This is a genomic window from Wolbachia endosymbiont (group A) of Longitarsus flavicornis (assembly GCF_963931955.1).
In the GTDB taxonomy this organism is placed as follows: domain Bacteria; phylum Pseudomonadota; class Alphaproteobacteria; order Rickettsiales; family Anaplasmataceae; genus Wolbachia.
The window spans coordinates 689,478-715,408 of record NZ_OZ008337.1 but is presented as its reverse complement, the minus strand read 5'-3'; the positions used below and the strand labels follow the sequence as shown (position 1 = coordinate 715,408).

Annotated in this window: 23 protein-coding genes, 1 tRNA gene and 3 pseudogenes; 19 read left to right on the top strand and 8 right to left on the bottom strand. The window is 35.1% G+C overall.

Annotation, left to right across the window (positions count from 1 at the left end; all coding sequences use genetic code 11):
* Positions 1-29 precede the first annotated feature (29 nt).
* The 3 genes from nuoE (at position 30) to AABM58_RS03535 (ending at position 3,480) form a co-directional block, all read left to right on the top strand.
* Positions 30-530: an NADH-quinone oxidoreductase subunit NuoE gene (nuoE, locus tag AABM58_RS03545; protein WP_338406366.1), complete on the top strand. Its 501-nt coding sequence runs from the start codon at positions 30-32 to the stop codon at positions 528-530.
* Positions 531-1,748 (top strand): tRNA guanosine(34) transglycosylase Tgt, encoded by a 1,218-nt coding sequence (gene tgt, locus AABM58_RS03540; RefSeq protein WP_338406365.1) that lies wholly within the window; start codon positions 531-533, stop codon positions 1,746-1,748.
* Between the two features lie 142 nt (positions 1,749-1,890).
* Complete coding sequence (locus tag AABM58_RS03535; protein WP_338406364.1) at positions 1,891-3,480, top strand: hypothetical protein; 1,590 nt, start codon at positions 1,891-1,893, stop codon at positions 3,478-3,480.
* 178 nt (positions 3,481-3,658) lie between these two features.
* Here AABM58_RS03535 and AABM58_RS03530 read toward each other — a convergent pair whose 3' ends face one another.
* The gene (locus AABM58_RS03530; RefSeq protein WP_338406363.1) at positions 3,659-4,930 is read right to left on the bottom strand and encodes a M16 family metallopeptidase; all 1,272 of its coding nucleotides are present in this window, start codon (positions 4,928-4,930) and stop codon (positions 3,659-3,661) included.
* A 1-nt stretch (position 4,931) separates the two neighbouring features.
* Positions 4,932-5,540, bottom strand: a complete 609-nt coding sequence (locus AABM58_RS03525; protein ID WP_338406362.1) for a superoxide dismutase — start codon at positions 5,538-5,540, stop codon at positions 4,932-4,934.
* 98 nt (positions 5,541-5,638) lie between these two features.
* On the opposite strand from AABM58_RS03525, the gene AABM58_RS03520 reads away from it, so the two are divergent.
* On the top strand, positions 5,639-5,995 hold the full coding sequence (locus tag AABM58_RS03520) for a hypothetical protein (RefSeq protein ID WP_338406361.1): 357 nt from the start codon (positions 5,639-5,641) through the stop codon (positions 5,993-5,995).
* A gap of 148 nt (positions 5,996-6,143) precedes the next feature.
* Here AABM58_RS03520 and AABM58_RS03515 read toward each other — a convergent pair whose 3' ends face one another.
* Positions 6,144-7,388: a metallophosphoesterase family protein gene (locus AABM58_RS03515; protein ID WP_338406360.1), complete on the bottom strand. Its 1,245-nt coding sequence runs from the start codon at positions 7,386-7,388 to the stop codon at positions 6,144-6,146.
* Positions 7,389-7,578: 190 nt separating this feature from the next.
* Here AABM58_RS03515 and AABM58_RS03510 point away from each other — a divergent pair.
* From AABM58_RS03510 to AABM58_RS03475, 8 genes are all read left to right on the top strand, one after another.
* Positions 7,579-7,666 (top strand) — tRNA-Leu (locus AABM58_RS03510).
* Positions 7,667-7,695: 29 nt separating this feature from the next.
* Positions 7,696-8,778 (top strand): GTP cyclohydrolase II, encoded by a 1,083-nt coding sequence (locus AABM58_RS03505; RefSeq protein WP_338406359.1) that lies wholly within the window; start codon positions 7,696-7,698, stop codon positions 8,776-8,778.
* 72 nt (positions 8,779-8,850) lie between these two features.
* The gene (locus AABM58_RS03500; RefSeq protein WP_015588757.1) at positions 8,851-9,531 is read left to right on the top strand and encodes a VirB8 family type IV secretion system protein; all 681 of its coding nucleotides are present in this window, start codon (positions 8,851-8,853) and stop codon (positions 9,529-9,531) included.
* Positions 9,518-10,318, top strand: a complete 801-nt coding sequence (virB9, locus tag AABM58_RS03495; RefSeq protein ID WP_338406890.1) for a P-type conjugative transfer protein VirB9 — start codon at positions 9,518-9,520, stop codon at positions 10,316-10,318. Before AABM58_RS03500 ends, virB9 begins: the two co-directional genes overlap by 14 nt.
* A 16-nt stretch (positions 10,319-10,334) precedes the next feature.
* Entirely contained in the window at positions 10,335-11,780 is a 1,446-nt protein-coding gene (locus tag AABM58_RS03490) for a TraB/TrbI/VirB10 family type IV secretion system protein (RefSeq protein ID WP_338406358.1), read from the top strand.
* A gap of 1 nt (position 11,781) precedes the next feature.
* Positions 11,782-12,774 (top strand): P-type DNA transfer ATPase VirB11, encoded by a 993-nt coding sequence (virB11, locus tag AABM58_RS03485; protein ID WP_338406357.1) that lies wholly within the window; start codon positions 11,782-11,784, stop codon positions 12,772-12,774.
* A 30-nt stretch (positions 12,775-12,804) separates the two neighbouring features.
* On the top strand, positions 12,805-14,817 hold the full coding sequence (locus tag AABM58_RS03480; RefSeq protein WP_338406356.1) for a type IV secretory system conjugative DNA transfer family protein: 2,013 nt from the start codon (positions 12,805-12,807) through the stop codon (positions 14,815-14,817).
* Between the two features lie 121 nt (positions 14,818-14,938).
* Positions 14,939-15,790, top strand: a complete 852-nt coding sequence (locus AABM58_RS03475; protein WP_338406355.1) for a P44/Msp2 family outer membrane protein — start codon at positions 14,939-14,941, stop codon at positions 15,788-15,790.
* A 164-nt stretch (positions 15,791-15,954) separates the two neighbouring features.
* Here AABM58_RS03475 and prmC read toward each other — a convergent pair whose 3' ends face one another.
* Positions 15,955-16,794: a peptide chain release factor N(5)-glutamine methyltransferase gene (prmC, locus tag AABM58_RS03470; protein WP_338406354.1), complete on the bottom strand. Its 840-nt coding sequence runs from the start codon at positions 16,792-16,794 to the stop codon at positions 15,955-15,957.
* A 373-nt stretch (positions 16,795-17,167) separates the two neighbouring features.
* Between prmC and AABM58_RS03465 the strand changes: the two genes are divergently transcribed.
* Positions 17,168-17,875, top strand: a complete 708-nt coding sequence (locus tag AABM58_RS03465; RefSeq protein ID WP_338406353.1) for a pyridoxine 5'-phosphate synthase — start codon at positions 17,168-17,170, stop codon at positions 17,873-17,875.
* Here AABM58_RS03465 and AABM58_RS03460 read toward each other — a convergent pair.
* The 3 genes from AABM58_RS03460 to rplM form a co-directional block, all read right to left on the bottom strand.
* Positions 17,868-18,179 carry an HU family DNA-binding protein gene (locus AABM58_RS03460; RefSeq protein ID WP_338406352.1) on the bottom strand — a complete coding sequence of 104 codons (312 nt, stop codon included), beginning with the start codon at positions 18,177-18,179 and terminating at the stop codon, positions 17,868-17,870. The genes AABM58_RS03465 and AABM58_RS03460 overlap by 8 nt on opposite strands.
* Before the next feature lie 146 nt (positions 18,180-18,325).
* Positions 18,326-18,781 carry a 30S ribosomal protein S9 gene (gene rpsI / locus AABM58_RS03455; protein WP_338406351.1) on the bottom strand — a complete coding sequence of 152 codons (456 nt, stop codon included), beginning with the start codon at positions 18,779-18,781 and terminating at the stop codon, positions 18,326-18,328.
* A gap of 10 nt (positions 18,782-18,791) precedes the next feature.
* The gene (rplM, locus tag AABM58_RS03450) at positions 18,792-19,250 is read right to left on the bottom strand and encodes a 50S ribosomal protein L13 (RefSeq protein ID WP_253302273.1); all 459 of its coding nucleotides are present in this window, start codon (positions 19,248-19,250) and stop codon (positions 18,792-18,794) included.
* Between the two features lie 132 nt (positions 19,251-19,382).
* Between rplM and AABM58_RS03445 the strand changes: the two genes are divergently transcribed.
* The 6 genes and pseudogenes from AABM58_RS03445 to terL all read left to right on the top strand — a co-directional run.
* On the top strand, positions 19,383-20,618 hold the full coding sequence (locus tag AABM58_RS03445; RefSeq protein WP_338406350.1) for a TolC family protein: 1,236 nt from the start codon (positions 19,383-19,385) through the stop codon (positions 20,616-20,618).
* Positions 20,619-20,637: 19 nt separating this feature from the next.
* Positions 20,638-21,213 carry a PopZ family protein gene (locus tag AABM58_RS03440; protein ID WP_338406349.1) on the top strand — a complete coding sequence of 192 codons (576 nt, stop codon included), beginning with the start codon at positions 20,638-20,640 and terminating at the stop codon, positions 21,211-21,213.
* 85 nt (positions 21,214-21,298) lie between these two features.
* Positions 21,299-21,877, top strand: coding sequence for an RlmE family RNA methyltransferase (locus tag AABM58_RS03435; protein ID WP_338406348.1), 579 nt, complete (start codon positions 21,299-21,301; stop codon positions 21,875-21,877).
* Positions 21,878-22,449: 572 nt separating this feature from the next.
* A pseudogene (locus AABM58_RS03430) lies at positions 22,450-23,193 on the top strand (phage terminase large subunit); the annotation flags it as partial.
* A 39-nt stretch (positions 23,194-23,232) separates the two neighbouring features.
* A pseudogene (locus AABM58_RS03425) lies at positions 23,233-24,059 on the top strand (IS5 family transposase).
* 58 nt (positions 24,060-24,117) lie between these two features.
* Positions 24,118-24,810: pseudogene (terL, locus tag AABM58_RS03420) on the top strand (phage terminase large subunit); the annotation flags it as partial.
* 192 nt (positions 24,811-25,002) lie between these two features.
* On the opposite strand, the gene trhO reads toward terL, so the two are convergent.
* The gene (trhO, locus tag AABM58_RS03415; RefSeq protein WP_338406347.1) at positions 25,003-25,830 is read right to left on the bottom strand and encodes an oxygen-dependent tRNA uridine(34) hydroxylase TrhO; all 828 of its coding nucleotides are present in this window, start codon (positions 25,828-25,830) and stop codon (positions 25,003-25,005) included.
* Between the last annotated feature and the right edge of the window lie 101 nt (positions 25,831-25,931).

Below are 25,931 nucleotides of genomic sequence, written 5' to 3'. Positions count from 1 at the left end.
ATCTGTTAAAGTTTACACGAGTCTCATGAATGATAGAAAAAGAAGAGCAGTTTAGTTTTACATCAGAAAACCTCAAGAAAGCAGGAAAGTTTATAGAGATGTATCCCAAAGATAGAGAAGGTAGTGCTGTTATGCCTTTACTATACCTGGTTCAAGAGCAATGCGGATGGGTTTCTGAATCTGCTATGCGTTATGTTGCTGATATGCTGCATATTCCACATATTCGTGTATATGAAGTGGCAAACTTTTATACCATGTATAATTTAAAACCAGTAGGCAAATATCTAATACAAATTTGTAGAACAACTCCTTGCTGGTTGTGCAATAGTGAAGAAGTTTTAAACACCTTTAAAAAGAAACTTGGAATCGATATCGGTGAGACTACTAAAGACAATTTGTTCACTTTAAAAGAAGTTGAATGCCTAGGTGCATGCGTTAATGCTCCCGTTGTGCAGATCAATAATGACTTCTATGAAAATCTTACTCCTGAGAAAGTAGAAAACATCATAGCAGAACTTTTAGGCAAATAGATGAAAGAAGAATTTGCATTTAAGATAATCAAGCAATCAGGTTCTGCAAGAGTTGGAACAATTAAAACTCCAAATGGAAGCGTAGAAACCCCCGCTTTTATATTCTGTGCAACAAAAGCTGCAATTAAAGCTGTAGATACCGAAAGAATAAGTGAAGCAGGTACCCAAATCATACTTTCCAACACCTATCACCTAATGCTTCAACCAGGAGAGAATACTGTTGCAAAACTTGGTGGTTTGCACAAGATGATGGGATGGAATGGGCCAATGCTAACTGACTCAGGTGGATATCAGATATTTAGCTTAGGCCACGGATCAGTTTCGGAAGAGATAAAAGGAATAAGAAAAAAACAAAAAACTCTGATCAAAATTAATGAGGATGGGGCAATTTTTCGTTCTTACATTAATGGTAAAACTTATTGCTTAACTCCTGAAAAGTCTATACAAATTCAACAAAAATTAGGTGCAGATTTAATCCTAGTTTTAGATGAATGCACTCCATTTCACGTAAGCAAAGAATACACAGCAAAATCAATGCTCATGAGCCACAGATGGGCTGAACGTTCTTTAAATGAATTTGAAAAAAACAATAATGGCAAGCAGGCACTGTATGGAATTAGTCAAGGCGGAATATATCACGATCTGCGTAGAGAAAGTTGTGATTTTATCAACAATTTACCATTTTTCGGTCAAGCAATAGGTGGATCACTTGGTCAAAGTAAAGAGCAGATGTACGATGTAGTTTCTTTCACTATGGACCACTTGAAAAAAGACAGGCCTACTCATTTGCTTGGTATCGGTGGGATTGTGGACATCTTTCATGGAGTAAGTCTTGGAATTGACACGTTTGATTGTGTGCATCCAACTCGTTTGGCAAGGCATGGTGGTGCACTTATTAAAGTAAAAAATAGAGATTCTATTTCTTCAAAGTGCAAAGAGCATATTAATTTGCGGAATCAACAATTTGAGCTGGACAATAACCCAATTGAAAGTGACTGTTTATGTTTTACCTGCAGAAAACATTCAAGAGCTTATATACACCATTTACTGAAAGCTAAAGAACTGCTAGCTTACACGCTCATCACTATTCACAATGTTTTCTTCATGAATAAGCTTATGGAATCAATAAGACAGGCAATATTAGATGATAGGTTAGATCAAGAGAAGAATAACTGGATTAGTGAAATACCATTGCACTTTGATTTGGCCTCTCTTTAAGTCTTTTCTTTATGCTGTTGATTTTTACTTCTTGTTATATTTACTTTATTTATCACACTATTAATTAGAAAGGTTATAATAAATAATTAATCTATTAATGTTAACCTTTATCCATTATTTGTAAAAATTTGGAGGCAAAGGTATGGTTATAAAAAATAATACCCTATTAATATTTGATTTTGATAACACTATCACTAATGGACACATGCATAGTGCTTTCCGTAATGGAGGAAAAAGTGATTTTAATTCTACTCAAAATAATGCAGTGACTGATCACAATATAGAAAATTTTCTAAAAAATACAGGTGGAATGAAAAATGAAGAGAGGTTGAAATCTACATTACAATCTGCACTTTCAGGTGGAATAGAAGTGAATATTGCATCATATACAGGATATCCAAATGCTGTAAAAAGGGTTGTAGAAAACCATTTGGGTTTATCTAAAGAGCAGGCAGACAGTATTTCTGTATTTGGTAGATTTCCAGAAAATTATGATAATGAGTTAAAAGGTGATAAAGAACAACAAAGTAAAGTTGGAAAGAATTTGCATATCTGTAAGGCAATTGTGGAGTACAAGGATAAACATGGTGAGTTGCCAAAAAATGTAATGTTAGTTGATGATGATGTAAAAAATATTCAGAAGATTAATGAGTTTGTTGCATCAATGAGTAAAAGAGGGGGATGGCTTAAAGAAAATGGGCTGAGTATTGAAGAGATACAAAAAATCAAATTTGAAGGTGCGCGAGTGCCTAAAGAGGACAAAAATGTTGGTTATCTAGAAAGAGTACAAGAGTTTATCAGTCCTAGGAAAGAAGAGTCACCACAATTACCTCCTAAACTTAAGAATTTAAATGCAGTATCCCAGAATAATGAGGATCCACCACAATTACTTCCTAAAAAAAGGAAATCAAGTGATGGTATGGTTGCTGATGGTGAGAATAAAAAACAAGATATTAAGGGCATGTTGTCATCTGAAACACAAGCAAACCCAACACGCTCAAAACGTCATGCAATGATGCTTGACCCTCAGCAAATAGAATCTATACACCAGAATGCTGAAGAGCCACCACTAGGTAAAAAATACGCACATACTGAAACCATCTCCTTATCAAAGGCATTTGATACAATCAGAGATTTTTTTCAAGATTGTGGTCAAAAAATAATAAATACTATTCATAGATTACTAAAGAAGGAAGTAATAACAGGAGTTAAAGAGCAAGGCTATGATGTGAATAGTGAAAAAGGTAAAAGTGAAATTACGATTTATGGTAATAAATCGATAGATATTGACAAAATAAAAACGGATTTTATTGATACCTCTCTAATTCGAATAATGGAATTGGGTGAGGAGAAAATCAAAGATCTTAACAATAATTATAAAGGTGATCAGCTAGGGCGAGAGATATCGAAATTATTGAACGCTGGTTCGCAAAAGGAAAATATAAACTCAAACTATAATGATGGAGAGCCTATATTCCAGACTCGTAAAGAGGCATTGAACTATCCTCCGCAAAAGAAAGACATAAACTCAAACTCTGTGAGAGGAAACTATAATGGTGGAGAGTCTATATTTCAGACCGTTCAAGAAGCACGGAACTATCATCGGCAAAAGAAAGGTATAGACTCAAACCCTGTAAGCAAAAAACCACTTGCACCACCAGTACCTCCTAAAAATTATACGGAAAAAGTTACGCAAAGCAGAAATGCAGGTGGGATTAAAATAGGTAAGTGATTCATGTATAAAAGACAAGAGTTAACTGACAGAAGAATTAAAACTAATGTCAGGCTCTTGTTTAATACATATAATTGCTTATATGTGTGGTTCATAGCACATTGTTTCAACTTTACGCTTCTTTAATCACTGTGCTAAATTATATTGTAAAGCAGCCAAATCAATATAACAGAATGCACTAAGCTTTAAGCATAGAAACCACTTTATCGTAACTTGGCAATGATTCAATTTCTCCAATTGCAGCTAGAGTGGTTTTTTCATGCTGAGATAACAATTCTTCTGCTGCTTTTTTTACGTTAGCAGTGGTAACTGCACTAATTTTTTCTATTAATTCATTTTTACTGATGTACCTATTATAGTTACCGTAGTAGTGCCCCAATGTTTCAGCACGTGAGCTCACGCTTTCGCGCGACATTAAAATTTGGGATTTTACTCGCTCTTTCACTCTATTTACTTCTTCTTCCCTCAAATCATCTGTAGACAACTTCTTCAACTCTGTTGTTATAGATTTTAAAAGCTTATCTAAGTTACTACTGTCTGTGCCAGCAAAAATGGAAAACATTCCTGTATCAGTATAGCTGGAATTAAATGAATAAACAGAGTAAGCTAATCCCTGCTTTTCCCTTACTTCCTGGAATAAACGTGATGACATTCCGCTCCCTAATATAGAATCAAGCACTTGAAACGTGTGATATTTATCGTCATAACGAGAAACGCTAGGTAGACCAATTAGCAAGTGCACCTGATCTAATTTACGATGTTCTAAATACTCACCACCAGTACAGCTCGCATTTTGGCTTTTTTTCAGCTTTTTAGAATGAATCTTTGAGAGAAAATCTTTGGTTAATGCAACAACTTCTTCATGTTCAACATTTCCTGCAACGGCAAATAGCATATTCTCACCAAAGTAATGCTCATTTATGTAATTATCTAGATCTCCTCGAGTAAAAGATTTTACAGTATCTTGCGTGCCTAAGATTGACCTGCCGAAAGGTTGATCTTTATAAGCTGCCTCAAAATATTTATCGAAAACAATGTCACTTGGTGAATCATTAGTTTGAAAAATCTCTTGTATTACAACGCCCTTCTCACGCTCCAATTCATCTTCTGGAAATGTTGAATTCATCAATATATCTATTAGTATATCAATACCAGTTTTGATGTCTTTCTTGAGGACTTTTGCATAATAGGTGGTGCTTTCCCTACCAGTGCTGGCGTTGAAAACCCCACCTATGTCATCAAAAGCTTTTGCAATTTCAAATGCAGTTCTTGTCTTCGTCCCTTTGAAAGCCATGTGTTCTAGAAAATGGGATATTCCATTTTGATTTGCACTTTCCGCTCTACTGCCAACACCAACTCGTATGCTTAAAGCTACGGAATCAACATCACGCACCTGCTCAGTTATTATGCGCAGACCATTATCTAATTTTGTTACCTGGGGTACATTCATCTTATGTGTTCTTTTTTAAATTCTCTTCTGCAAAATCCCAATTAATTAAATGGTCAAGGAAAACTTTTATGTAGTCAATTCTACGATTTTGACAATCTAAATAATAGGCGTGCTCCCACACATCCATAGTGAGCAATGGCACTTGGCCATAAATTAATGGCAAATCTGCATTTGGAGTTTTGGTGATTTTGAGCTTTCCTTTTTCGAGCACTAACCATACCCATCCACTGCCAAACTGGCTTACTCCATGGTTGGAGAATTCTTCATAAAATTTATCAAAGCCACCGATATCGTCCTGAATTTTTTTTGCTAAAAGACTACTATCTTTAGGCTTACCACCACCATTTTTTTTCATTGAGTTCCAATAAAAAGTGTGGTTCCAAACTTGTGCTGCGTTATTAAATATAGGCAAGTTGCTGCTATTACCATGAACTTCTGTTATTAATCCCTCAATTTTCACATGCTGATAATCCGTATTTTCAACCAGCTCGTTGAGTTTATTTAAATACCCTTTATGATGCTTATCATAATGAAAGTCTAAAGTTTTTGCAGATATGTAAGGCTCTAAAGCTGTTTTATCATACGGTAATTCAGGTAAAGTAAAATTCATTCAACCTCCTCAATTTCTAACCTAGATAGTATTGCAATATGTACTCTTGTGCAACATGTAATTAAACGATTATTATATAGATTTTTCGAGAGGTAAAGATGTCAGATGTATATGAAAGTCTTAAAGAAACATATGGGAATTTCAAAAAATATGCTGAGTATAGTACTGTTCCTGCTGTAAAAAAAAGTGATAACAGTAGAGTTTCGCAAAACAGCTTCTATAAATCTGTATACTATATTGATAGTGCTTTAGGGCCAATCAAGGATATGATTGTAGGAGTAAATTATGATTTCGACACTCCAACAATGTGTCTGGGGAGAAGAAGTAAAAGAGTTTACGGTAAAGAGTATAATTTAGATCATGCTAATATTGCAAACTTATTACTTGTGCTCTATACAAGTATCTGTTCAGCCAATGGCGTCAACTTAAGGGAAAATATCAGTGATTGTGTATAAAATTTCTCTCTAAATTTTTTATCATTAAATTATCCAAAGAGTGCAATAAACAGCACTTTTGTTTCTGTTTTATTTCAACAAAGAAGTCTAAAATGTGTCCTTAAGTTGACGCCATTAGCTGAACAGATACAATGAATCGACTATAGTTTTAATCCGTTTTGAGTTTAAAATCTTCCGTTAGCTTTGCAGAATACATTTCCTTATTATCTTGGTTATAGAAGGTAAATTTGTGATCATCTAAGTTTAGTATTGCAAAGCCAAAGCCGAAAAAGTTTCTGACTTCGTGTGCTAAGTAGTTTTTACCATTTGAATAGTCAAATTCTACATTTTGATAAACAGGTTCTTGATCTTGAGCGTGTAGTAATGAACCGCCATTTCCAACTATAATCTGGTCTGGAACATTATCCATTAATAAAATCTGGGCTATATGAATATGGCCAGAAACTATGGTAGTGACATTGCTTGGAAATTTATCTCCGAAAGCTTCAATTTGTGTAAGATTACCACGGCTTTTTAATGTCAAAAATTCTTTTTTTGGAGATCTCCAAAGCGGTTTATGAGTTAAAAACCACGTGGGCTTATCTTGTATCAATTTATCAAATTGCCTTTCAAAAGCATCAATTGTGCTTTGGGTTGTAAAAATATCCTCACCGGATGAAGAGTCGAAGATAAAAAATTTCATCGGTCCAGCATCTAAGGACCAACTAGAAACGAAGTTTCCACATTTTTCAGACGAAAAGGGGTATGAATCTAGATACCTGAACCATCCTTCATAAGCTCTATCACAACTCTCATGGTTTCCACGAACAAAAAGGAAAGGGGATTGTGATAAAATATCCTTTGCAGGCTCAAACCAATCAGCGTACCAAGCTTCTTTATTATATCCATAAATATCGCCACACTTTTTTGTATTTCTACATCTTGTTTGCCTATAATGATAATCACCAACATGGATAATTAAATCTGGTTTATGAAGGGCAATTGAGTCTAAATTTTTTTTTAAAGGCCAGCTATCTACTGAATTACATTCCTGCTGAAATAACATATTTATTCTACAGCCCGTGTCACCAATGAAAGCAATTTTATTAACCTTTTTTGGTAATATAGGAACCCGTAGATCCTCAATACTAATGTTTTTGGCACTTGTTTGTACTGTCAGTTCACAAACTGTTTCGTTATGATCACCATTATTAATTGAACTGCGATTTAGCATTTCTACTTCCTCACCATCTACATGAGCAATGGGACACATGTCATTGTCTGTAATTGCACGTACGCTTAATTTATTTTCTGGGATAACTTGAGACCATGTGTATAATATTTGTGCATGGACGAAATGAAAGCTAGTTATAAGAGAGAGAGCTAAAAAAATAAAGATATTAGCTATATTCATTTGTATAAAAACCTTAGTTAAAAATTAGTAGTAAGGTTATCTTAAATGATTAAAATTTATAATCACAAAATTCATAATCAAATTATACAAGCAATTTCTAAATTATTCTAGTATCAGATTGACACTCTAGATGAAAAATTCTAAAATGATTAAGTAATTTAAAATAATTATATAAAAACTAGAATATAGTGCGGCCGTGGTGGAATTGGTAGACACGCAGCGTTGAGGTCGCTGTGGCTCATAAGGCCTTGGAAGTTCAAGTCTTCTCGGCCGCACCAGTTTTTATCGCTGTTTAATATGGGTAAAAATGTTTATAGGAAATCAGAGTAGCAATAAGGTAGAAAGAGCTATCAGCGAAATCAGACGCGGTCGGCCAATTGTAATATATGATGAAAGTAATTACCTATTGTTCGCTGCTGCTGAGGCTTTAGAAAGAGATTTATTTAATCAATACAAGCTTATATCAAGTAATGTATATGTTACTTTAACTTCAAGTAAGGTAAAATACATATCTCAGAATAAAGAACATAACAGCAAACGTCTGTTGGTGAATAATTTTGATGAACTGCTCCATTTAATAAACTGTTCAAAGGAAGATTGCATAAAAGAGTTGCAATGCTCAAAGACAATAGATGAATGTGCTATTGCCTTGCTTAAGTTCTCAGAATTATTGCCATACGCGTTAGTAGCTGATATGACTTTTGAGAATAAGTATGAAATGCGAAATTGGTGTGAAGAAAATGACATTATTGCACTAGATACGTTACTCGTAAATGATTTTCAACAAAATCAGAGTGTGTATGAAGTGTGCAAAACATCATTATTTTTAAAACAGACTCAAGAAGTAGATATCATATCTTATAGAACCGAAAGTGGCGGAAGAGAACATCATGCAATTATCATTGGCAATCCAGATAAAGATGACGAACCATTAGTAAGAATTCATTCTTCGTGCTATACGGGTGACTTGTTAGATAGCTTATCATGCGATTGCAGAAGTCAGTTACATCAAGCAATTCAAATGATAGCTGACTTTGGAAGTGGTATTATATTGTATTTGATGCAGGATGGAAGAGGTATTGGTTTAACTAATAAGTTAAGAGCATACAGTATGCAAAGAGAACATAACCTTGATACTGTTGATGCAAATAGAATATTGGGTTTTGAAGATGATGAAAGGAGTTTTGTTGTTGCAGCTAAAATGCTTAAGAAATTGAACATTAACAAAATCCAATTACTTACAAACAATGATAGGAAATTGTCAGAATTGGAAAGTAGTGGTATAGAGGTTACAAAGTGTCTACCACTTATTGTGGAACGTAATAAATATAACGATTCATATATGGAGACAAAGTTTGGTAAGCTAGGCCATAAGTTAAGAGTTTTTTAGCTTTTTTGTTGTAACTACTTTGTTAATTTGCTATGTTTATTAACACAAGTTAAGATTTTTAAGAATATTAAAATGCTAAGATTTTTTAAGCGAGAGAAAAGTACTGAATCGTTAGATAAGGATATAAATTGGAATTCAAACCGCTACAGCACAGTTATTGCTCAAAGGAATATTCTACTTTTATTTGCGTTAATATTATTAGCAACGATCTCTATCAGCATATTAGTCATATTTAAAATTAGCACAAGTAGCACTATTGAGCCATTTGTTATAGAAATTGACAAGAAATCGGGAATAGTGCAATTGGTTGATCCTGTCACAGTAAAGCAGTATTCTGCAGATGAAGCGCTGAACGATTATTTTATTTCAGAGTATATAAAAGCAAGGGAGGTTTTTGATCCATATCATTATAATTATAACTATTATACAAAGGTGAGGTTGTTTTCCTCATCTAATGTGTATAATGAATTTAGAAATTATATAGGATCGCAGAATATGGATGATCTTTTTAATTTATATTCAGATACCAAAAATGAATTTAAAATTCGCTCGATTCAAAAATTGGGTAACGATGCTCTTCAGGTGAGGTTTTTTGTGGAATTTATACGGAAAGATGGAAGTTCCACAAGAAAAAATAAGATAGTTATTATGTCATATAGATATGCATCGCTTGAAATGAATGATCAGCAAAGATATATTAACCCATTAGGGTTTCAAGTTATTTCATATAGAGTAGATGATGAATATGTATAGGATATTATTAGTTTTAGTTTTACTTGTAAGTAGCAATTTAAACGCATCCATTAATTATAATGAACCTATTTCTGTAGATAGTAGAATAAAGACTTTTGTGTATAGCCCTAATGAAGTATTTACGGTGGTTTTTAGTCAGGGTTACTATTCTTATATTGAATTTGCGGAAGGAGAAAAAGTTAAAAATATCGCTGTTGGTGATGCATCAAGTTGGAAAATTAATCCTTATGACAATAAATTGCTTATCATGCCATTTGAAGTTAGTAGCCGCACTAACATGATTATTACGACAACTAAAAAAAGAAATTACATTTTTGATTTAATCTCAAGGCCAAACTACGATAAATACCTGGACACTAATGCTAAGAAAGTGGATCACGATTATTCTGCTGAAAAGGATATATCTTACGTAGTACGTTTTTATTATCCTCAAGAAGAAGGTGAATTTGATGTTGATTTAGATGAGGTTTCTTTACCTACTCAAATGCAGTATACTACAGACAAGCCAGAAAAAATAATACAAGAAAATGATACGAAGTATAATTATACATATATTGATGAAGGTGGTAATGCGGATATAGTTCCGATTGAGTTATTTGATGATGGTTATTTAACCTATTTAAAATTTAGAAATAATAATAAAATACCTCAGATTTTTGTAGAAGGGGAGGATAAACCTTGTAAAAGGCTGTTATTTGATGATTATGTTATAATAAAAGGGGTACATAAAAAGCTATTTATGCGTTATGAAGATGGTGAAGTTGAAATTATAAATAGGTCACTTTAGCTGTGGTACATGCAATATGAATAAAGAAAGGCGTAACAATTCAGAAGATGAGTCAGAAATAGAGAACAAGGTAGTAACAGTTGGCTCTAATCAAGGTCATAGGGCATTGATGGTTATGATTTTAGTGCTTCTGGTTGGTGTAGTGTATTATTTCTATTTTAGTCCTTCTCATAAAGAGGATTCAGAAGTTATTAAAAAAGAGGAAACAAAGCAAAACGTTCAAGAATTTAAAGGAAAGTTGGAACAAGTTCCAGATAATGTAATAGTTCCAGAAAGAATAATAACCGATTCCTTACCACCCTTACCTCCTCTTCCTACACCACAAATCGTACCAGAAATAAAACAAATTAAAAAAGAAGAAGAGAAACCAAAAGAAACCCCTGTGTCAAATATACCTATTTTGCCAAAGCCAAATTTTCCTTCTAGTAATGTTATTAGCAATTTACCTACCTCGTTTCCTACAATAGGGGGCGGAGGTTATCCTAGAGACAGACGTAGTGCACAAATGTTAACAATTTCAGGTAGTAGTGGAGAGAACAAGGCTGCTGATGCTATTTTATCCGACACTTCAGCACAGTCGAGCAAAGCTACCAGAGTAGGAAAGCTTGGTTTAATGATTACTCAAGGTAAAATTATTGATGCTGTTCTTGAAACTGCAATAAATTCTGATCTGCAAGGAATGCTGCGTGCTATGGTGAGTAGAGATGTTTATGCAGAAACTGGTGATACAGTTTTAATACCTAAAGGCTCAAGATTGATAGGTAGTTATTCATTTGACTCGAATGTTGCTAAATCTCGTGTAAATATAAACTGGAATAGAGTGATTCTGCCACATGGAATAGATGTTGCCATCTCATCACTTAGTACTGACGAGCTTGGTAGAGCAGGGATAGCAGGAATAGTTGATAATAAAATAGTAAGTGCATTATTCTCTTCAGTGGCACTTGCTGGTGTTTCGATTGGTTCAGCTGTTATAGGGCAAAAGGCTTCTAATCTTATTGGTACGCTAACTCCTATGGATGCGGTGAGATCCATCACTGCAACTGAAATAGATTTTTCTTCACTCAAAGATGTTATTGGTGAAGCAGCAAAGGATATATCTAGTGATAAATGGAAACTGGGCCTTGGAGCTATCGGAAAAATTCGGAGTGCCAAAAGTGAACAAGATTTACTAAAAACAATGAACCAGGAAATAGCAAAAGCACTAGGAATTGGAGAAGACAAGGTAAATATAGGCCTGGAAAATGTAAATCAACTGTTACAACAATTTCAAAGAAAAAGCAAGTCTGTCTATGATGAAGCAATTGGGAAGTCGATCGAGGATTTTTCTAAAGATATGCGAGATGTAGTGGGCAGATATACAGATAAAAAACCAACTATTTATGTCGATCAAGGCACCGCATTGAAAGTATTTGTTAACCAAGATATAGTATTTCCTCCACAGGCAATATTAAATCAATGAAATGAACTATGCTGCACTTGATACATATTTGGAGCCATTACAAGGCATATTTCAAGAAGAAGGCGTAAATGAAATATCAATAAATAAGCCAAAGGAAGTATGGATTGAAAATCGCGGTGAAATAAGGTGTGAAAAATTAGAAGTATTCGATCTTAACCATTTGAAATCTCTTGGCAGACTGATTGCTCAAGCTACAGAACAAAAACTTAGCGAAGAAGCACCTTTACTTTCGGCAACATTACCAAATGGTTATCGTATACAGATAGTATTTCCGCCAGCATGTGAACCTGATAAAGTAGTCATGTCGATTCGTAAGCCTTCTAGCATGCAATTAGCATTGGATGATTACGAAAAAATGGGGGCTTTTTCTGAGACTGTTACAGAAGCAACTGATAATCCAATTGACCGTCATTTGGATTTACTGTTAAGACAAAAAAAAATAAAAGAGTTTTTAGAATACGCTGTAATAAGTAAGAAAAATATTATAATTAGCGGTGGAACTTCCACTGGTAAGACTACTTTTACTAATGCTACTTTGCGTGCTATTCCAGCTGAGGAAAGAATTATTACTGTTGAGGATGCAAGGGAAATCGTTTTGAACGAACATCCCAATAAAGTCCATCTAATTGCCTCTAAAGGAGGGCAGGGCAGAGCAAAAGTAACCACTCAAGATTTGATAGAGGCGTGCTTACGTTTAAGGCCAGACAGAATAATAGTTGGTGAGCTCCGTGGAGCGGAAGCTTTTAGTTTTCTTAGGGCGATAAATACTGGTCACCCTGGATCAATATCAACCCTTCATGCGGATAGTCCAACAATGGCCCTTGAGCAAATAAAATTGATGGTTATGCAGGCAAATCTTGGCATTCCTCCAGATCAGATCATACCATACATTAGAAATGTGATTGATATTGTTATTCAGCTAAAAAGAACCGGTGGGGGCAAAAGAAGCATTTCTGAGATATTATTTACTAGATCTGCGAGCGAAAATGCTTAAATTTATACATAAGTTAAGGAAGAGTAGTTTATGAGTAATGGAAATCACCTACGTAATATTCTCATAGGAGGTGTAGTAGCTTTTAGCGTACTTGAGTTTTGCTTCTATCTATCTGGTATATTGTTCTTTCTATTAGTTGACGGTCCAGATGGTGTGGATTTTAAAGCAATTAATCCTAGTTTGACGCCTTTCCCTCAAGCTCTTTGGCCAACGATTTTTGATCATATACAATATTGTTGGCACCGCCCAGAGTTATATAGCCTTGAGCTCAAAATCACATTAATTATATCTTCTGCACTGCCTATCATTATTTTAATGGTTATTTTGTGGAATTTAAGAGAAAGGATAATTGAGTGGCGACCATTTAAAAAGAAAGAATCACTTCATGGAGACTCGCAGTGGGCATCAGAGAAAGACATACGAAAAGCAGGGTTAAGAAGCAAAAAGGGATTATTGCTTGGTAAAGATAAAAGAGGATACTTCATTTCTGATGGGTTTCAGCATGCATTGTTATTTGCACCTACAGGTTCTGGTAAGGGTGTTGGCTTTGTAATTCCTAATTTATTATTTTGGACTGACTCGGTAATTGTACACGACATAAAATTAGAAAACTATGAAATAACAAGTGGTTGGCGAGAACGACAAGGACAAAAAGTATACGTATGGAATCCAGCGCAGCCAGATGGAATAAGTCACTGTTACAATCCATTACAATGGATTAGTGAAAAACCTGGGCAGATGGTTGACGATGTGCAGAAAATAGCTAACCTAATCATGCCTGAACAAGACTTTTGGCAGAATGAAGCAAGAAGCTTATTTGTTGGAGTGGTATTATACTTACTTGCTGCACCAGAGAAAGTTAAATCTTTTGGTGAAGTTGTGCGTACGATGCGTAGTGATGACGTGGTTTATAATCTTGCTGTTGCTCTTGATACAATGGGTAAAATACTACACCCTGTAGCATATATGAATATTGCAGCTTTTTTACAAAAAGCTGATAAAGAAAGGTCAGGTGTTGTATCAACCATGAACTCATCACTTGAATTGTGGGCAAACCCATTGATTGATACTGCAACTGCGTCAAGTGATTTTAATATTCTAGATTTTAAAAAGAAGAAAATTACAGTTTATGTTGGTTTAACTCCTGACAACTTGACTAGGCTCAGGCCTTTAATGCAGGTTTTTTACCAACAGGCAACTGAGTTTTTATGTAGAAAATTGCCATCGGATGACGAGCCTTATGGCGTATTGTTTTTAATGGATGAGTTTCCTACACTTGGAAAAATGGAGCAATTTCAAACAGGTATTGCATATTTTCGTGGTTATCGAGTTAGGTTATTCTTAATTGTTCAAGATACTGAGCAGCTCAAAGGAATATACGAAGAAGCAGGGATGAACTCCTTTTTGTCAAACTCGACTTACAGAATAACTTTTGCAGCCAATAATATTGAAACAGCTAATTTAATATCGCAACTTATAGGAAACAAAACTGTACAACAAGAATCGTTAAACAAACCTAAGTTTTTAGACTTGAATCCTGCTTCAAGGTCGTTACATATCTCTGAAATACAGAGAGCATTGCTATTGCCTCAAGAAGTTATTATGTTGCCACGTGACGATCAGATAATTTTAATAGAGTCGACTTACCCAATTAAATCAAAGAAAATTTTGTACTACAGTGATACCACCTTCACAAGAAGGCTGCTCAAGCAAACTCGTGTGCCTACACAAGAACCATATGACCCAAATAAAGTTCTTTCTGCCGCTGCGAGTAAAGATAAGGTTAATAACGAAGGGAATAATGCTCTTGAGGGACCTAATCCAGTTGATTATCCTGCTGAAACTAAAACAGAAGATGCAGTATATGATGAATCAGATGAATTTGCAGACGAAGATATTGATGATGAAGATATCGACGATAAGTTTGAAGATGATGACGAGGAAGATGAGGATAGAAGCGATGATGGGTTTGATGACGAAGAAGAGGAGGATGAATTTGAAGATGAGGATATTGACGATAAATTCAAAAATGACGAGAAGTAAGGTTAACTTTGCCTATTTTTAGCTCAGGAAAGTGCAAGTTATGCAAATAATTAGGTTTTTCATATTAAGCCATTTTTAATTAATTAGTATTAGATTAGCTATTTTAACTAGGGGAGTAGTAATGATTAGTAAAAAAACATTAGCAGTTACAGCACTTGCTTTGCTGTTGTCACAACAATCTTTTGCGAGTGAAACAGAAGGGTTTTACTTTGGTAGTGGGTATTACGGTCAATATTTAAATTACACGAGTGAGTTGAAAGCAAAAATTGGAGGTGCTGATGCTACAGCTACCAATAAGGTATCTGTAAATGACAGAAGTGCTCAGAATACAGGCGGTCAGTTACTGAGTCAGTATAAAGGAGATTATAACCCACCTTTTGCTACAAATGTAGCATTGGGTTATACAGGGGAATTGAATGGTAACAGCTATAGGGCTGAATTGGAAGGGATGTATTCTTCTGTAAAAGTGGATAATATTGATTTAACAAGTAGCCAAATAACTGTTTCATACCTAAAGGAGACTGGTAAAGAAACTTATTTCTATAGTGCTGCAGTTAGTCATGACCAAATTGAGAACATATCTGTAATGGCAAATGTTTATCATCATTGGAAAAGTGACCGTTTCTCTTTTTCTCCTTACGTTGGTATTGGAGTCGGTGCAACAAGAATGACGATGTTTGAAAAACCGTCAATAAGACCCGCAGGTCAAGTAAAAGCTGGCTTTGACTATCGCATAAATGAAGATGTAAATATGCATATCGGATATAGAGGTTTTGGTGCTATTGGTAGCGATATTAAGCTTACAGCAGAAAAGTTAGGACAAGTGGTAGACGACCCTAATAATGCTGGAAAAAAGAAGCTTAATCCTAGCTCAGGTAAGAAAGTAACTGAGGAAATAAATATAGGTAATCAACTATTTCACACACACGGCATAGAGGCTGGCCTTACTTTCCACTTTGCCAGCAAAGCTTAAACATGTTGCCCTTTAAAAAATGCATAAAACCGTTCCTGTCATCCTATGGCTTGACCATAGTAAATATAGATCCAAGTAGTCACGCTACTTGGATGACTAGCTAGAGGGTACTGGGATGACATAGGATAATATGGGATGAAGTAGATAATACAAGAAAACATTAGCTATGTTTTTTGCATAACAATGCATCTCTTCATTCCTGCCAAATCATATACGTATTCCTGAAAAGCTAATTCGTATGAGGGTATTATTTTGTCAATATCATTTTGATCTTCACCGATCTCCAATATCGCAAACCCATTTTTTTTAAGGCACTTTCTCAATATTGGGAAAATGCTCAAATAACAGCTCAAACCATCAATACCACCATCAAGGGCAATTCTTGGTTCCTTTTGCACTTCAGCTTGCAAGTCTTTCAATTTGCTTCTTTTAATATATGGAGGATTGCTAATTATCAGATCAAATGAATCTCTGCACTCTGTCCACGAACTTGGAAATATTTTGGCTCTGCTGAGAAGATCATGTTTTTTTGTGTTCTGATAGGCAACTTTGTATGCTTCCAAGCTTTTTTCAAAACCGACGCCAACAGCATATTTATACTCACTAAGTACGGATATCAATAAACAACCTGTACCTGTACCAAAATCTGCAATTTTTAGTCTCTGCTTTTTATTTGGGTAATATTTTAACACTGTTGAGATTAATGTTTCACTATCTGGTCTTGGATCCAAAACATGCTGATTAACTATAAAATTTTTACTCCAGAATTCACGATTACCTATTATTTGCGATATTGGATATCTTTCCGCTCTTTTTTTTGTTAATTTCCAAAATAAAAGTTCTTTCTCCATCGGCACTTGATCAGCATGGTTCATAATTATGAATGATCTTTCCACTCCAAGTACGTGCTGCATAATGATTTCACAATCCAGATGTGGTGATTCGACTTTGTGTGACGATAATAACTCCGATCCTTCTTGAATTAAAGTGCTGATTGTTTTCATTATTCTAAAAATGTGCTCCTTTCAGCCACAAACGGTGAGTATAATAGCTAACTTAAATCTGCTCTGTCATCCTTATGGCTTACTGTACAAACATTGCAATATGGCACATAGTAAACGATGTCATGCAAGTAGCTGATACTGGACTCTTGTTTCAATGTTAAACAAAATACCATAGAATTCAAGAAGACAATTCCTGGAAAGCTCCTACATCCAAAATGAGCATATCTTCGTATTATCCTCCACTTCTTTATCTCTTCTCCTTCGTTTTGACGCTTAGGTATTTTTTCTCTGTGTTGTCATATCATCTGGGTAAGGTCACTATGCAAAAGACCTAATAACATGTATAATCTATAAATAATTTTTGAGGTAAATTATGAAACTAGGCGTTAATATTGATCATATCGCAACTCTTCGTAACGCACGCGGAACCTCCTACCCAGATCCACTCAAAGCAGCAGAAATAGCCATTGACGCTGGAGCAGACTTTATTACTGTACACTTACGAGAAGATAGAAGGCATATTAGGGATGAGGACGTGTTTAACCTAAAAAAAAGCATTGACACTAAGCTAAACCTTGAAATTGCGGCCACGGAAGAAATGCTAAAAATAGCAAAAGAAGTAAAACCCTATTCGATTTGTATAGTACCAGAAAAAAGAGAAGAATTAACAACCGAAGGTGGCCTGGATATCGTTAATATGCACAGTAAGCTTTCTAGTATAATAGAAGAAATGCATAGCTCTAGCATAAAAGTCTCACTGTTTATCGATCCAAATGTCAATCAACTGAAATATCTTGAAAAGCTAGAGACAAAACCTGACATAATAGAAATTCACACAGGGGATTACTGTGATAATCCATCAAAGAGAAAGTTACAGTTAATCACCAATGCTGCAGAGTACGTCAATAAATTAGGAATAGAATGCCACGCAGGACATGGCATAACTTATAAACACGCTAAGAGGATGACAAAAATACCTCACATCTCAGCTCTTAACATAGGCCACTATTTAATTAGCGAAGCTGTATTTTACGGCTTACACAGCGTAGTAAAAACAATGAAAATGACAATGTCTAACTAACTGCTGCTTTTTCCTTCTCATTTAAAATACTTAAAAGAGCTTGGCTTGCTTTAAATTTTACCCTTGTCTTTTCAGGAACAGTCATGATCTCACCATTTTGGGGGTTACGACATTGTTTCTCCTGACTTATGGCAGTAGAAAGTGTTCCTATCCCATGCAGACGTATTTCACCTTTCCCATGCAGCTCATTCTTTATTATTTTTATAAACGCATCATGAATCTTGCTCAAATCAGATTTTGTTATATCTATATTCTGACCAGAACAATCTTCTTTTAATTGTTTTATTATATCTTCTTTACTCATAAATTACCTTAATATTGAAAAAATCACACAAATAGCATATTATGTTGACACCGATAGTCAACTAAATTCATCACAAAAATAGAGGATATCATACACTTTTGCAAATATTTGTATAATACTTACAAAAAAACACCCCTATAAAATAACTATCTCTTAGAAAATTGACACTTTTTTCGAGCTTTATGTTGACCATATTTCTTACGTTCAACAATACGTGAATCTCTAGTTAAGAACCCACCATTACGTAATATAGAATGCAAATCTTGGCTTATGCTACTTAAAGCTCTGCTTATTCCATGAGCTAGAGCACCCGCTTGACCAGATAGCCCTCCACCTTTTACAGTTGCAAATACATCATATTTATCTAACATAGAGGTCGCAACAAATGGCATTTTTACTGTTTGGCACACTGATTCTCTTTTAAAATAAGAAATTAGATCGCCTTTTTTGTTAACACTAAATTTTCCACTTCCCGGCTTTATCCATACTCTTGCTACAGATTCTTTTCTTCGGCCTGTAGCATATAAACGACCAAGCGAATCAACTGCTGATTTAATTGTCTCTTCTGACCAATCATTGTTATTTATTGTAGAATTCTTCATTTTTACTCCATTATTTTTTATTTTTACGATTCAAAGAGGCAAAATCTATCTTTTCAGGTTGCTGCCCTTGATGCTTATGCTCTGAACCAGAATAAACATACAAATTTTCAAAGCGTCTACGTGCCATAGGCCCATCATCAAGCATCCTTTTCACTGCCATTTCTATTACACGCTCAGGAAATTTGCCATTTAAAATATTATCTGGAGTAGTTTTCTTCAAACCACCAGAATAACCTGTATGCTTATAGTAAATTTTATCTTTCAGTTTCTTCCCGGTAAAATGCACCTTTTCTGCGTTGATAATAATTACATTATCGCCACAATCCATATGAGGTGTATACTCAGGTTTATGCTTTCCACGTAATAGTGTCGCTACAAATGCTGCGAGCCTCCCTACCACTAATCCTTCTGCATCTATGACAAACCATTTTTTGTCGATTTGTTTCTCTTTTAAGAAAAAAGTTTTCATTGTAATTTAACTAAACAATAGTAAGCTACTATATACTTAATTTCTCAATAGTGTCAACAATATTAGTTATTGATTATTAAAGTAATTTATGTTAGTAATTGAGCTGCGCAACCAATATGCATAGGAAGTAGAATGTTTCGATTGATTATCACACTTGCGATCATTTTTAGTACTATAAGTTGCTATGCAACCGATGTGGGAGAAGTTATAAGCAAAGCCATCAAAAATAGCTCAAAAATAAAGTCTCAATTTTACCAATATAAAAGCGCAGAAAAATATTATAAATCCTCTGGGTTAGCTGGATTTTTACCTGACATTAATTTGCAATACAATTTCGATAGTAATTTTAATATTATTAATAATCCACAAGACTCTGGAAAACGCCTGATATTAAGCCAAAGAATAATAGATGGCGGCGGCACCTTTGCCACATTTAGTCGATCAAGTCATCTTCTCAAAGCAGAAAAAATGCAATTTCAGCAATCAAAACAAGAGCTTGCACTTAATGCTGTGAAAGCATATGTTAGTGTTTTACAAAAGACAGAAATATTAAAGCTCAGAGAACATAAAGAACGCGTTTCTTTGGAACATTTGTCAGCTATGAAAAAACGCTTTTCCCTTGGAGAGGTAACCAATGCTGAAGTTTTGTTAGCAAAAGCAAAATTCTCGTCTTCTATATCCGAAAGAGTTGATGCTGAAGGTAAATTAAAGTTGGCAAATATTGCTTATTATCATTTGATTGGCGAAGATGCTGATGACCTTTCTGAAGCTAATGATAAACTACCTTCTGTTCCAGAGCTAAATGAATGTTTACAGTTAGCAAAAACCAATAATTTATCTTTAAAAGCAGCAGTTTATCAAAAAAGAGCAGCCGGAATGGAAGTGGTTGCTGAAAGCTCCAAGTGGCTTCCTTCTTTAAATCTAAGCGCAAGCAAAAATTTTGGGGGTGATGGTATAAAATTAGACAAGCTATTAGAAAATGTTCATGTAGTTTTTACTCTTGATGTTCCAATCTTTAAAAGAGGAGTTAATGCTTTTGGTGTCAGTAAAGCTAAAATGGATGCAAAAAAATCTACCTACGATTATTATGAAAAGGTAAAAAATATAGAACAAGCAGTTGTAAATGCTTGGAATAATGTGCTGACAGCAAAGGCCATTATCAAAGCAAGTCAAGAAGCGGAAAAAGCAGCAGCTTTAGCATTGGAAGGAGTTGAGCAAGAGGTAAACTTAAATTTAAAGAGTACATCTGACCTTTTGGACACTGAAGATGCATTATTTAAAGCACGTTCAGACTTAGTTGAAGCAAAAAGCAATTATGTGATTAGTGTTTACAACTTGCTTTTTATGATAAATAGTATAAACCTCTAAATTTAATGGTATTAGCACTATGCATGATGAACAAGGCAATCAATCTGTAAAAGATATCCTAGAAGATATAAAAAAAGCTATATCGGGTAAAAACGCGAGTGAAGATAAAGCAAAAATAAAGGATGAAAATGATGATGTACTATACCTTGAGGAAGAGTATCCAGAAGACATGGAAGAAGATGGCAAAAAAGAAAATAGTGAAAAAGAGGACATTGATAATGATGACCAAAGTGAGGAAATGGCTTGCAACAGTAACCAATTTAATAGCCATAGCTACAATTCAGAAGAAAAAAAAGATATTTATTTGCACGATAATATCCAAGTGAGTAATGACAAAGCGAGTAATAGCGGCTTACAAGCACAAAATAACGATCATCTAATTTTAAAAGAGAATATGGAAGAGATCAAAGCGCTGCTTGGAAAAATGCAAAATGAATTGCAGCATAAACAACAAAAAAGAGCGAATCTTACTGTTGAAGAATTAGTTACATCTCTTTTAAAACCTCAGCTTTCAGAATGGCTGAATAAATATCTACATGCACTGGTAAAAGAAGTAGTTGAAAAAGAGCTCAAAGATATAATCAATAATAAGTGATTTTTATAGGGTATTAGTAATAAAAACTAGAGTAAAGACGGCTAGAGGCAGAAAACTATCTTCAACAAGGTGGCTACATCGTCATTTGAATGATCAGTATGTGCAAAAAACTAGCAAGGATGGTTATAGGTCACGCTCAGCATATAAGCTGGTAGAAATAGATAACAAATTTAAATTATTCCAAGAAGGGCAAAAAATTATTGATCTTGGTGCTTCTCCTGGTGGATGGTCACAAGTTGCATCTCAGAAAGGTGCAAATGTGGTTGCTCTTGACGTAAAACCAATGAATGCAATTAATGGAGTAGAGTTTATACAATGCGATATTATCAATGAGCTTGAAATTTTAAGAGAAAAATTCAAGGATCAAAAATTTGATGTAATTTTATCTGATATGGCCCCCGAATCTTGTGGTTTAAAATCGTTGGATCATATCAGAATTATGCTTTTATGCGAAGCAGCGCTCAATCTTGCAAAGCATTTCTTGAGCCATGGTGGCACGTTTGTAGTAAAAATTTTCCAAGGAGAATCTGATAAAGATTTTTGTAACGAGCTAAAAAAAATGTTTAAAACAGTAAAATACTTTAAACCAAAGTCAAGTAGATCTGAATCTACAGAAATGTATTTGGTAAGTTTAGGCTTTATTGGCAGCAAACCTTCTATATAATATTAATCTGGGTAGCCCGCAGAAACGAAAAACTTACTTGACAAACTCCGCCAGCCCTCTTATCATGAAACTGAAGCTATTTATTTATCTTCTCTGTACAGATTAAATGACAAAAAAACTCACGTATCTGGCGTCCCATGTTTAATTTTTTGCACTATGTGCACCTTATGTCTTTATAAAATTCTAGGTTTTTACCTAATATAAGCTGAAATGCGCTTATAAAGCATTTAAAACATCAAAAAACGCCGATTTAAAAATGGATAGTGAATAACTAGCTACCCTAGGGTTTCTTTTGCCTTTTTTTCTGTTTAGTAAATTTCTTAATGTTTATAATTTAGATTAGTTGCGGCTTAAAAGCAACTAAATCGCGGTTATTAAGCGTTTAGAATAAAAAAACGCCATACTTGAAAGTATAATGTAAGTAATTAGCCAACCACGAGGCTTCTTTTGCCTTTTTTTTCGTTTGGTAAATTCCTTAATATTTATAGCAACATGAACTGGGCAGGAAGGTGTCATTCCAGTGCTCCTTTTTTTGTCATCCCAGCGTCACGCGTTGGTTTCAACATTATATCATGAACTTTCTAAAATTCATTGAGTTATGCTTTCAAACGGTAGTGCCGGGATGTGAGTATAATAATTATCGGTACATAAAAGTCATAGCAGATAGGCTGGAAGCGGCGAGCGCTGGTGAAGTGAAACGAATAATATTCAATATGCCTCCGCGTTCAATGAAGTCCCTGTGCGTGAGTGTTGCGTGGCCTGCATGGATACTGGGAAACCAACCAACTGCGAGAATAATAGTTGCAAGTTATTCTCAGCGGCTCAGCGAAAAGCACTCGCTCGACACCAGGTGCGTGATGCAGTCTAGTTGGTATAGAGCGCTATTTCCAGAGATAGAACTATCCAAAGATCAGAATACCAAATACAAATTTCAAACAGTGCAGAGAGGATTTAGAATCGCAACGTCCGTTGGAGGGACGTTAACAGGTGAAGGTGGTGATTTCATCATCGTGGATGATCCACTGAGTCCCACCCAAGCTTTGAGTGAAACGTTTAGAAAGCGTGCTACAAACTGGTTTGACCAGACTTTAGTAGCCAGGCTCAACAATAGAAAAAAAGGAGTAATTGTTCTTGTGATGCATAGGCTACATCAAGAAGATTTAACCGGGCACCTTCTCTCCAAACCGAAAAACATATGGAACCATACTTGTTTACCGATGATATCTGAAAATAAGGAGATTATCTATTCAATCAAAAAGCCAGCGCCTCCTTTTCTTGTTCCTGTCACCCGAGTAACTACAAATAGACTTCTTTCAAAGTTGTTAGAGGGAGTGTAAGATGAAGTATTTGAAAGCATGAAATATAAGGAAATAGAAAAGTTAGAAGGAGAAAAGTTTCGACGTTTAACAGGGGTAAAAAAAGCAACATTTGAGCGAATGGTAGAAATTCTAGAAGTGGAGGATAAAAGAAAAAAAGCTAGAAGTGGAAGAAAAAGTAAACTTTGCATAGAAGACAGGCTACTTATGGCACTGGAATATATAAGAGAATATCGTACATATTTTCATATTGGGCAAAGCTATGGCATGAGTGAAAGTAACAGTTTTAAAATAATAAGATAGGTAGAAGACATATTAATAAAACATCCAGATTTTGCATTACCAGGAAAAAAAGAGCTATTAAAGAGTGATGTAGAATATGAAGTTTTAGTAATAGACGGAACTGAAACGCCAGTAGAGAGACCAAAAAAAAGCAAAAGCCCTTCTACTCTGGAAAGAAAAAAAGGCATACTATAAAAACACAAATAGTAACAGAGAAGAAGAGTAAAAAAGTCATATGCACATCTTTCTCGAATGGTAGAAAACACGATTTTCGGATGTTTAGAGAATCAAAGGTAGCAATATTACCGGACACCAAAATCTTAGCTGATGCCGGCTACAGGGGAATGCAGAAGATACACAAAAATGTTGTATTACCGCACAGGAAAATGAAAAAGAATCCGTTAAGCAAAGAACAAAAAAAAGAGAACAGGGCACTTATGAGCCAAAGGGCAATTGTTGAAAACGTAATTGGCTTATTGAAAAGGTTTAAAATCATCTCGGACAGGTATAGAAACCGACGAAAACGTTTTGGTTTAAGGTTTAATTTGATTGCTGCAATTCACAATTTTGAGCTCCATACATGAATTTTGAAAGAAGTCTAATGAGTACAAAAGCTGGATTACAGCATCAAGTGCTAGAATGACACCACCCGTAATATTATACTCAAGAGAAGAAGGTCAGTTGCTATATCCCCTCGATGGAGGAAAAGAAGAAGTTGAGATGATAAAGGTTGAACTTGGGAGTTACGCTTTTGCTGCACAATATCAACAGAACCCTCTGCCACTTTCAAGTGGTATAATTAAACGAGAGTGGTTGAAGCGCTATAGAAATTTTCCTGATAGTCTCTCATATGTCACTCAGAGCTGGGACACTGCAGTTTCAACAAGCAGCATGAGCAACTTTAGCGTCTGCACCACCTGGACAAAAGTGGGCAATAAATTCTATTTACTTGATGTATATCGCGCAAAGCTTGAGTATCCAAAGCTTAAAGAGCAAGTTTTGTCCTTAGCAGCAAGATGGACACCACACGCAATTTTAATCGAAGCAAAAACAAGTGGTCAGCAATTGGTGCAAGAGCTAAAAGCAAATAGTGATTTACCAATTATCGAAATAATGCCACATGATGACAAACTCACTCGATTTTATCAAATTGTTCCGACTATAGAGTCTGGCAAGGTTTTTCTGCCGCACCAAGCAGTATGGCTGAATGATTTTGAGTATGAAATTTTAATGTTCCCAGAAACGCGCCACGACGACCAAGTGGATAGTACCGTGCAATATTTGCAGTGGGTGAGAAACAGTACCTCTAGGGTCGCAGCTTTACGGGCATTGTGATTTGAGAGCAATTTCCACAAGGGAGGATGTCATCCCAGCGCTCCTTTTTTTGTCATCCGAGTAGCTTGACACTGGGATGACACCCCACTGGTGGCCCAAACTACAACGTTCGTACAGTTGTGATTCTGTTTGAAGTAGTTATAGGGACCAGCGTCACGCGCTGGGATTATAAAGGTCAAGTAAAGGGAATTCTTACTTATTATAGCTATAACACTGAAGTTTACAATCAGAACAAATCACCTGGCCACGTGGAACTGACTTCAGTTCATTAGTTGAAACTTGATTTGAGCAGAATATGCATTTTATTGTGTTGCTTGGAGTAAGTGAGTTATCAACAGCAATTCTATCATCAAAAACAAAACATTCTCCTTTCCAATTACCATTTTCATTACGAGTTTTTTCAAGGTAAGAAAGAATGCCGCCTTTCAGGTGGTACACATCGTTAAATCCAAGACTTTTCATATATGCTGTTGATTTTTCACATCTAATTCCACCAGTGCAGTACATAGCTACTTTCAGGTCTTTACTCTCAGAGAAAGACTTTGCCCACTCAGGAAAATCGCGAAAACGCTGAGTATGTGGGTTGATTGCATTTTTAAACTTGCCTAACTTCACTTCATACTCATTTCGTGTATCTATTACTAGAACGTCAGGTTGAGAAGTAAAATCATCCCAATGCTCTGGGTTAACGTATTTACCCCTAAGGGAAATATCAAGATTGCTTACACCAAGATTCACAATCTCTCTTTTTAATTTTACCTTCATCTTGCTAAATGGTTGATATTCTGCTGCACTCTCTTTCCATGTAAGGTCCCTTAGCCTATAATCAGAACGTAGAAAATCGAATATTTTATCAATTGCGTTTCTTTCACCAGATATTGTTGCATTAACACCCTCTTCTGCAAGGAGTATAGTGCCCTTTAACTCAACGTTGTTGCATGCAGCTTTTATTTCGTCTTTCATGTCATAATAATTAGAGAGTTCTACAAAGTGATAGAAAGTTGCAATGACGAAGCTCATGATTATTCACTTATCAACTAAAAACATGATATACAAAATTATAAAGATATTCAATAGTACGGCTGTTATAGCTAAAGTGGCTCTACAATTTGAAAAACCGT

Excerpts from the sequence above, each read along its gene's own strand:
- nuoE (WP_338406366.1), top strand. The coding sequence starts at position 30 with ATGATAGAAAAAGAAGAGCAGTTTAGTTTTACATCAGAAAACCTCAAG.
- tgt (WP_338406365.1), top strand. The coding sequence starts at position 531 with ATGAAAGAAGAATTTGCATTTAAGATAATCAAGCAATCAGGTTCTGCA.
- AABM58_RS03535 (WP_338406364.1), top strand. The coding sequence starts at position 1,891 with ATGGTTATAAAAAATAATACCCTATTAATATTTGATTTTGATAACACT.
- AABM58_RS03530 (WP_338406363.1), bottom strand. The coding sequence starts at position 4,930 with ATGAATGTACCCCAGGTAACAAAATTAGATAATGGTCTGCGCATAATA.
- AABM58_RS03525 (WP_338406362.1), bottom strand. The coding sequence starts at position 5,540 with ATGAATTTTACTTTACCTGAATTACCGTATGATAAAACAGCTTTAGAG.
- AABM58_RS03520 (WP_338406361.1), top strand. The coding sequence starts at position 5,639 with ATGTCAGATGTATATGAAAGTCTTAAAGAAACATATGGGAATTTCAAA.
- AABM58_RS03515 (WP_338406360.1), bottom strand. The coding sequence starts at position 7,388 with ATGAATATAGCTAATATCTTTATTTTTTTAGCTCTCTCTCTTATAACT.
- AABM58_RS03505 (WP_338406359.1), top strand. The coding sequence starts at position 7,696 with ATGTTTATAGGAAATCAGAGTAGCAATAAGGTAGAAAGAGCTATCAGC.
- AABM58_RS03500 (WP_015588757.1), top strand. The coding sequence starts at position 8,851 with ATGCTAAGATTTTTTAAGCGAGAGAAAAGTACTGAATCGTTAGATAAG.
- virB9 (WP_338406890.1), top strand. The coding sequence starts at position 9,518 with ATGAATATGTATAGGATATTATTAGTTTTAGTTTTACTTGTAAGTAGC.
- AABM58_RS03490 (WP_338406358.1), top strand. The coding sequence starts at position 10,335 with ATGAATAAAGAAAGGCGTAACAATTCAGAAGATGAGTCAGAAATAGAG.
- virB11 (WP_338406357.1), top strand. The coding sequence starts at position 11,782 with ATGAACTATGCTGCACTTGATACATATTTGGAGCCATTACAAGGCATA.
- AABM58_RS03480 (WP_338406356.1), top strand. The coding sequence starts at position 12,805 with ATGAGTAATGGAAATCACCTACGTAATATTCTCATAGGAGGTGTAGTA.
- AABM58_RS03475 (WP_338406355.1), top strand. The coding sequence starts at position 14,939 with ATGATTAGTAAAAAAACATTAGCAGTTACAGCACTTGCTTTGCTGTTG.
- prmC (WP_338406354.1), bottom strand. The coding sequence starts at position 16,794 with ATGAAAACAATCAGCACTTTAATTCAAGAAGGATCGGAGTTATTATCG.
- AABM58_RS03465 (WP_338406353.1), top strand. The coding sequence starts at position 17,168 with ATGAAACTAGGCGTTAATATTGATCATATCGCAACTCTTCGTAACGCA.
- AABM58_RS03460 (WP_338406352.1), bottom strand. The coding sequence starts at position 18,179 with ATGAGTAAAGAAGATATAATAAAACAATTAAAAGAAGATTGTTCTGGT.
- rpsI (WP_338406351.1), bottom strand. The coding sequence starts at position 18,781 with ATGAAGAATTCTACAATAAATAACAATGATTGGTCAGAAGAGACAATT.
- rplM (WP_253302273.1), bottom strand. The coding sequence starts at position 19,250 with ATGAAAACTTTTTTCTTAAAAGAGAAACAAATCGACAAAAAATGGTTT.
- AABM58_RS03445 (WP_338406350.1), top strand. The coding sequence starts at position 19,383 with ATGTTTCGATTGATTATCACACTTGCGATCATTTTTAGTACTATAAGT.
- AABM58_RS03440 (WP_338406349.1), top strand. The coding sequence starts at position 20,638 with ATGCATGATGAACAAGGCAATCAATCTGTAAAAGATATCCTAGAAGAT.
- trhO (WP_338406347.1), bottom strand. The coding sequence starts at position 25,830 with ATGAGCTTCGTCATTGCAACTTTCTATCACTTTGTAGAACTCTCTAAT.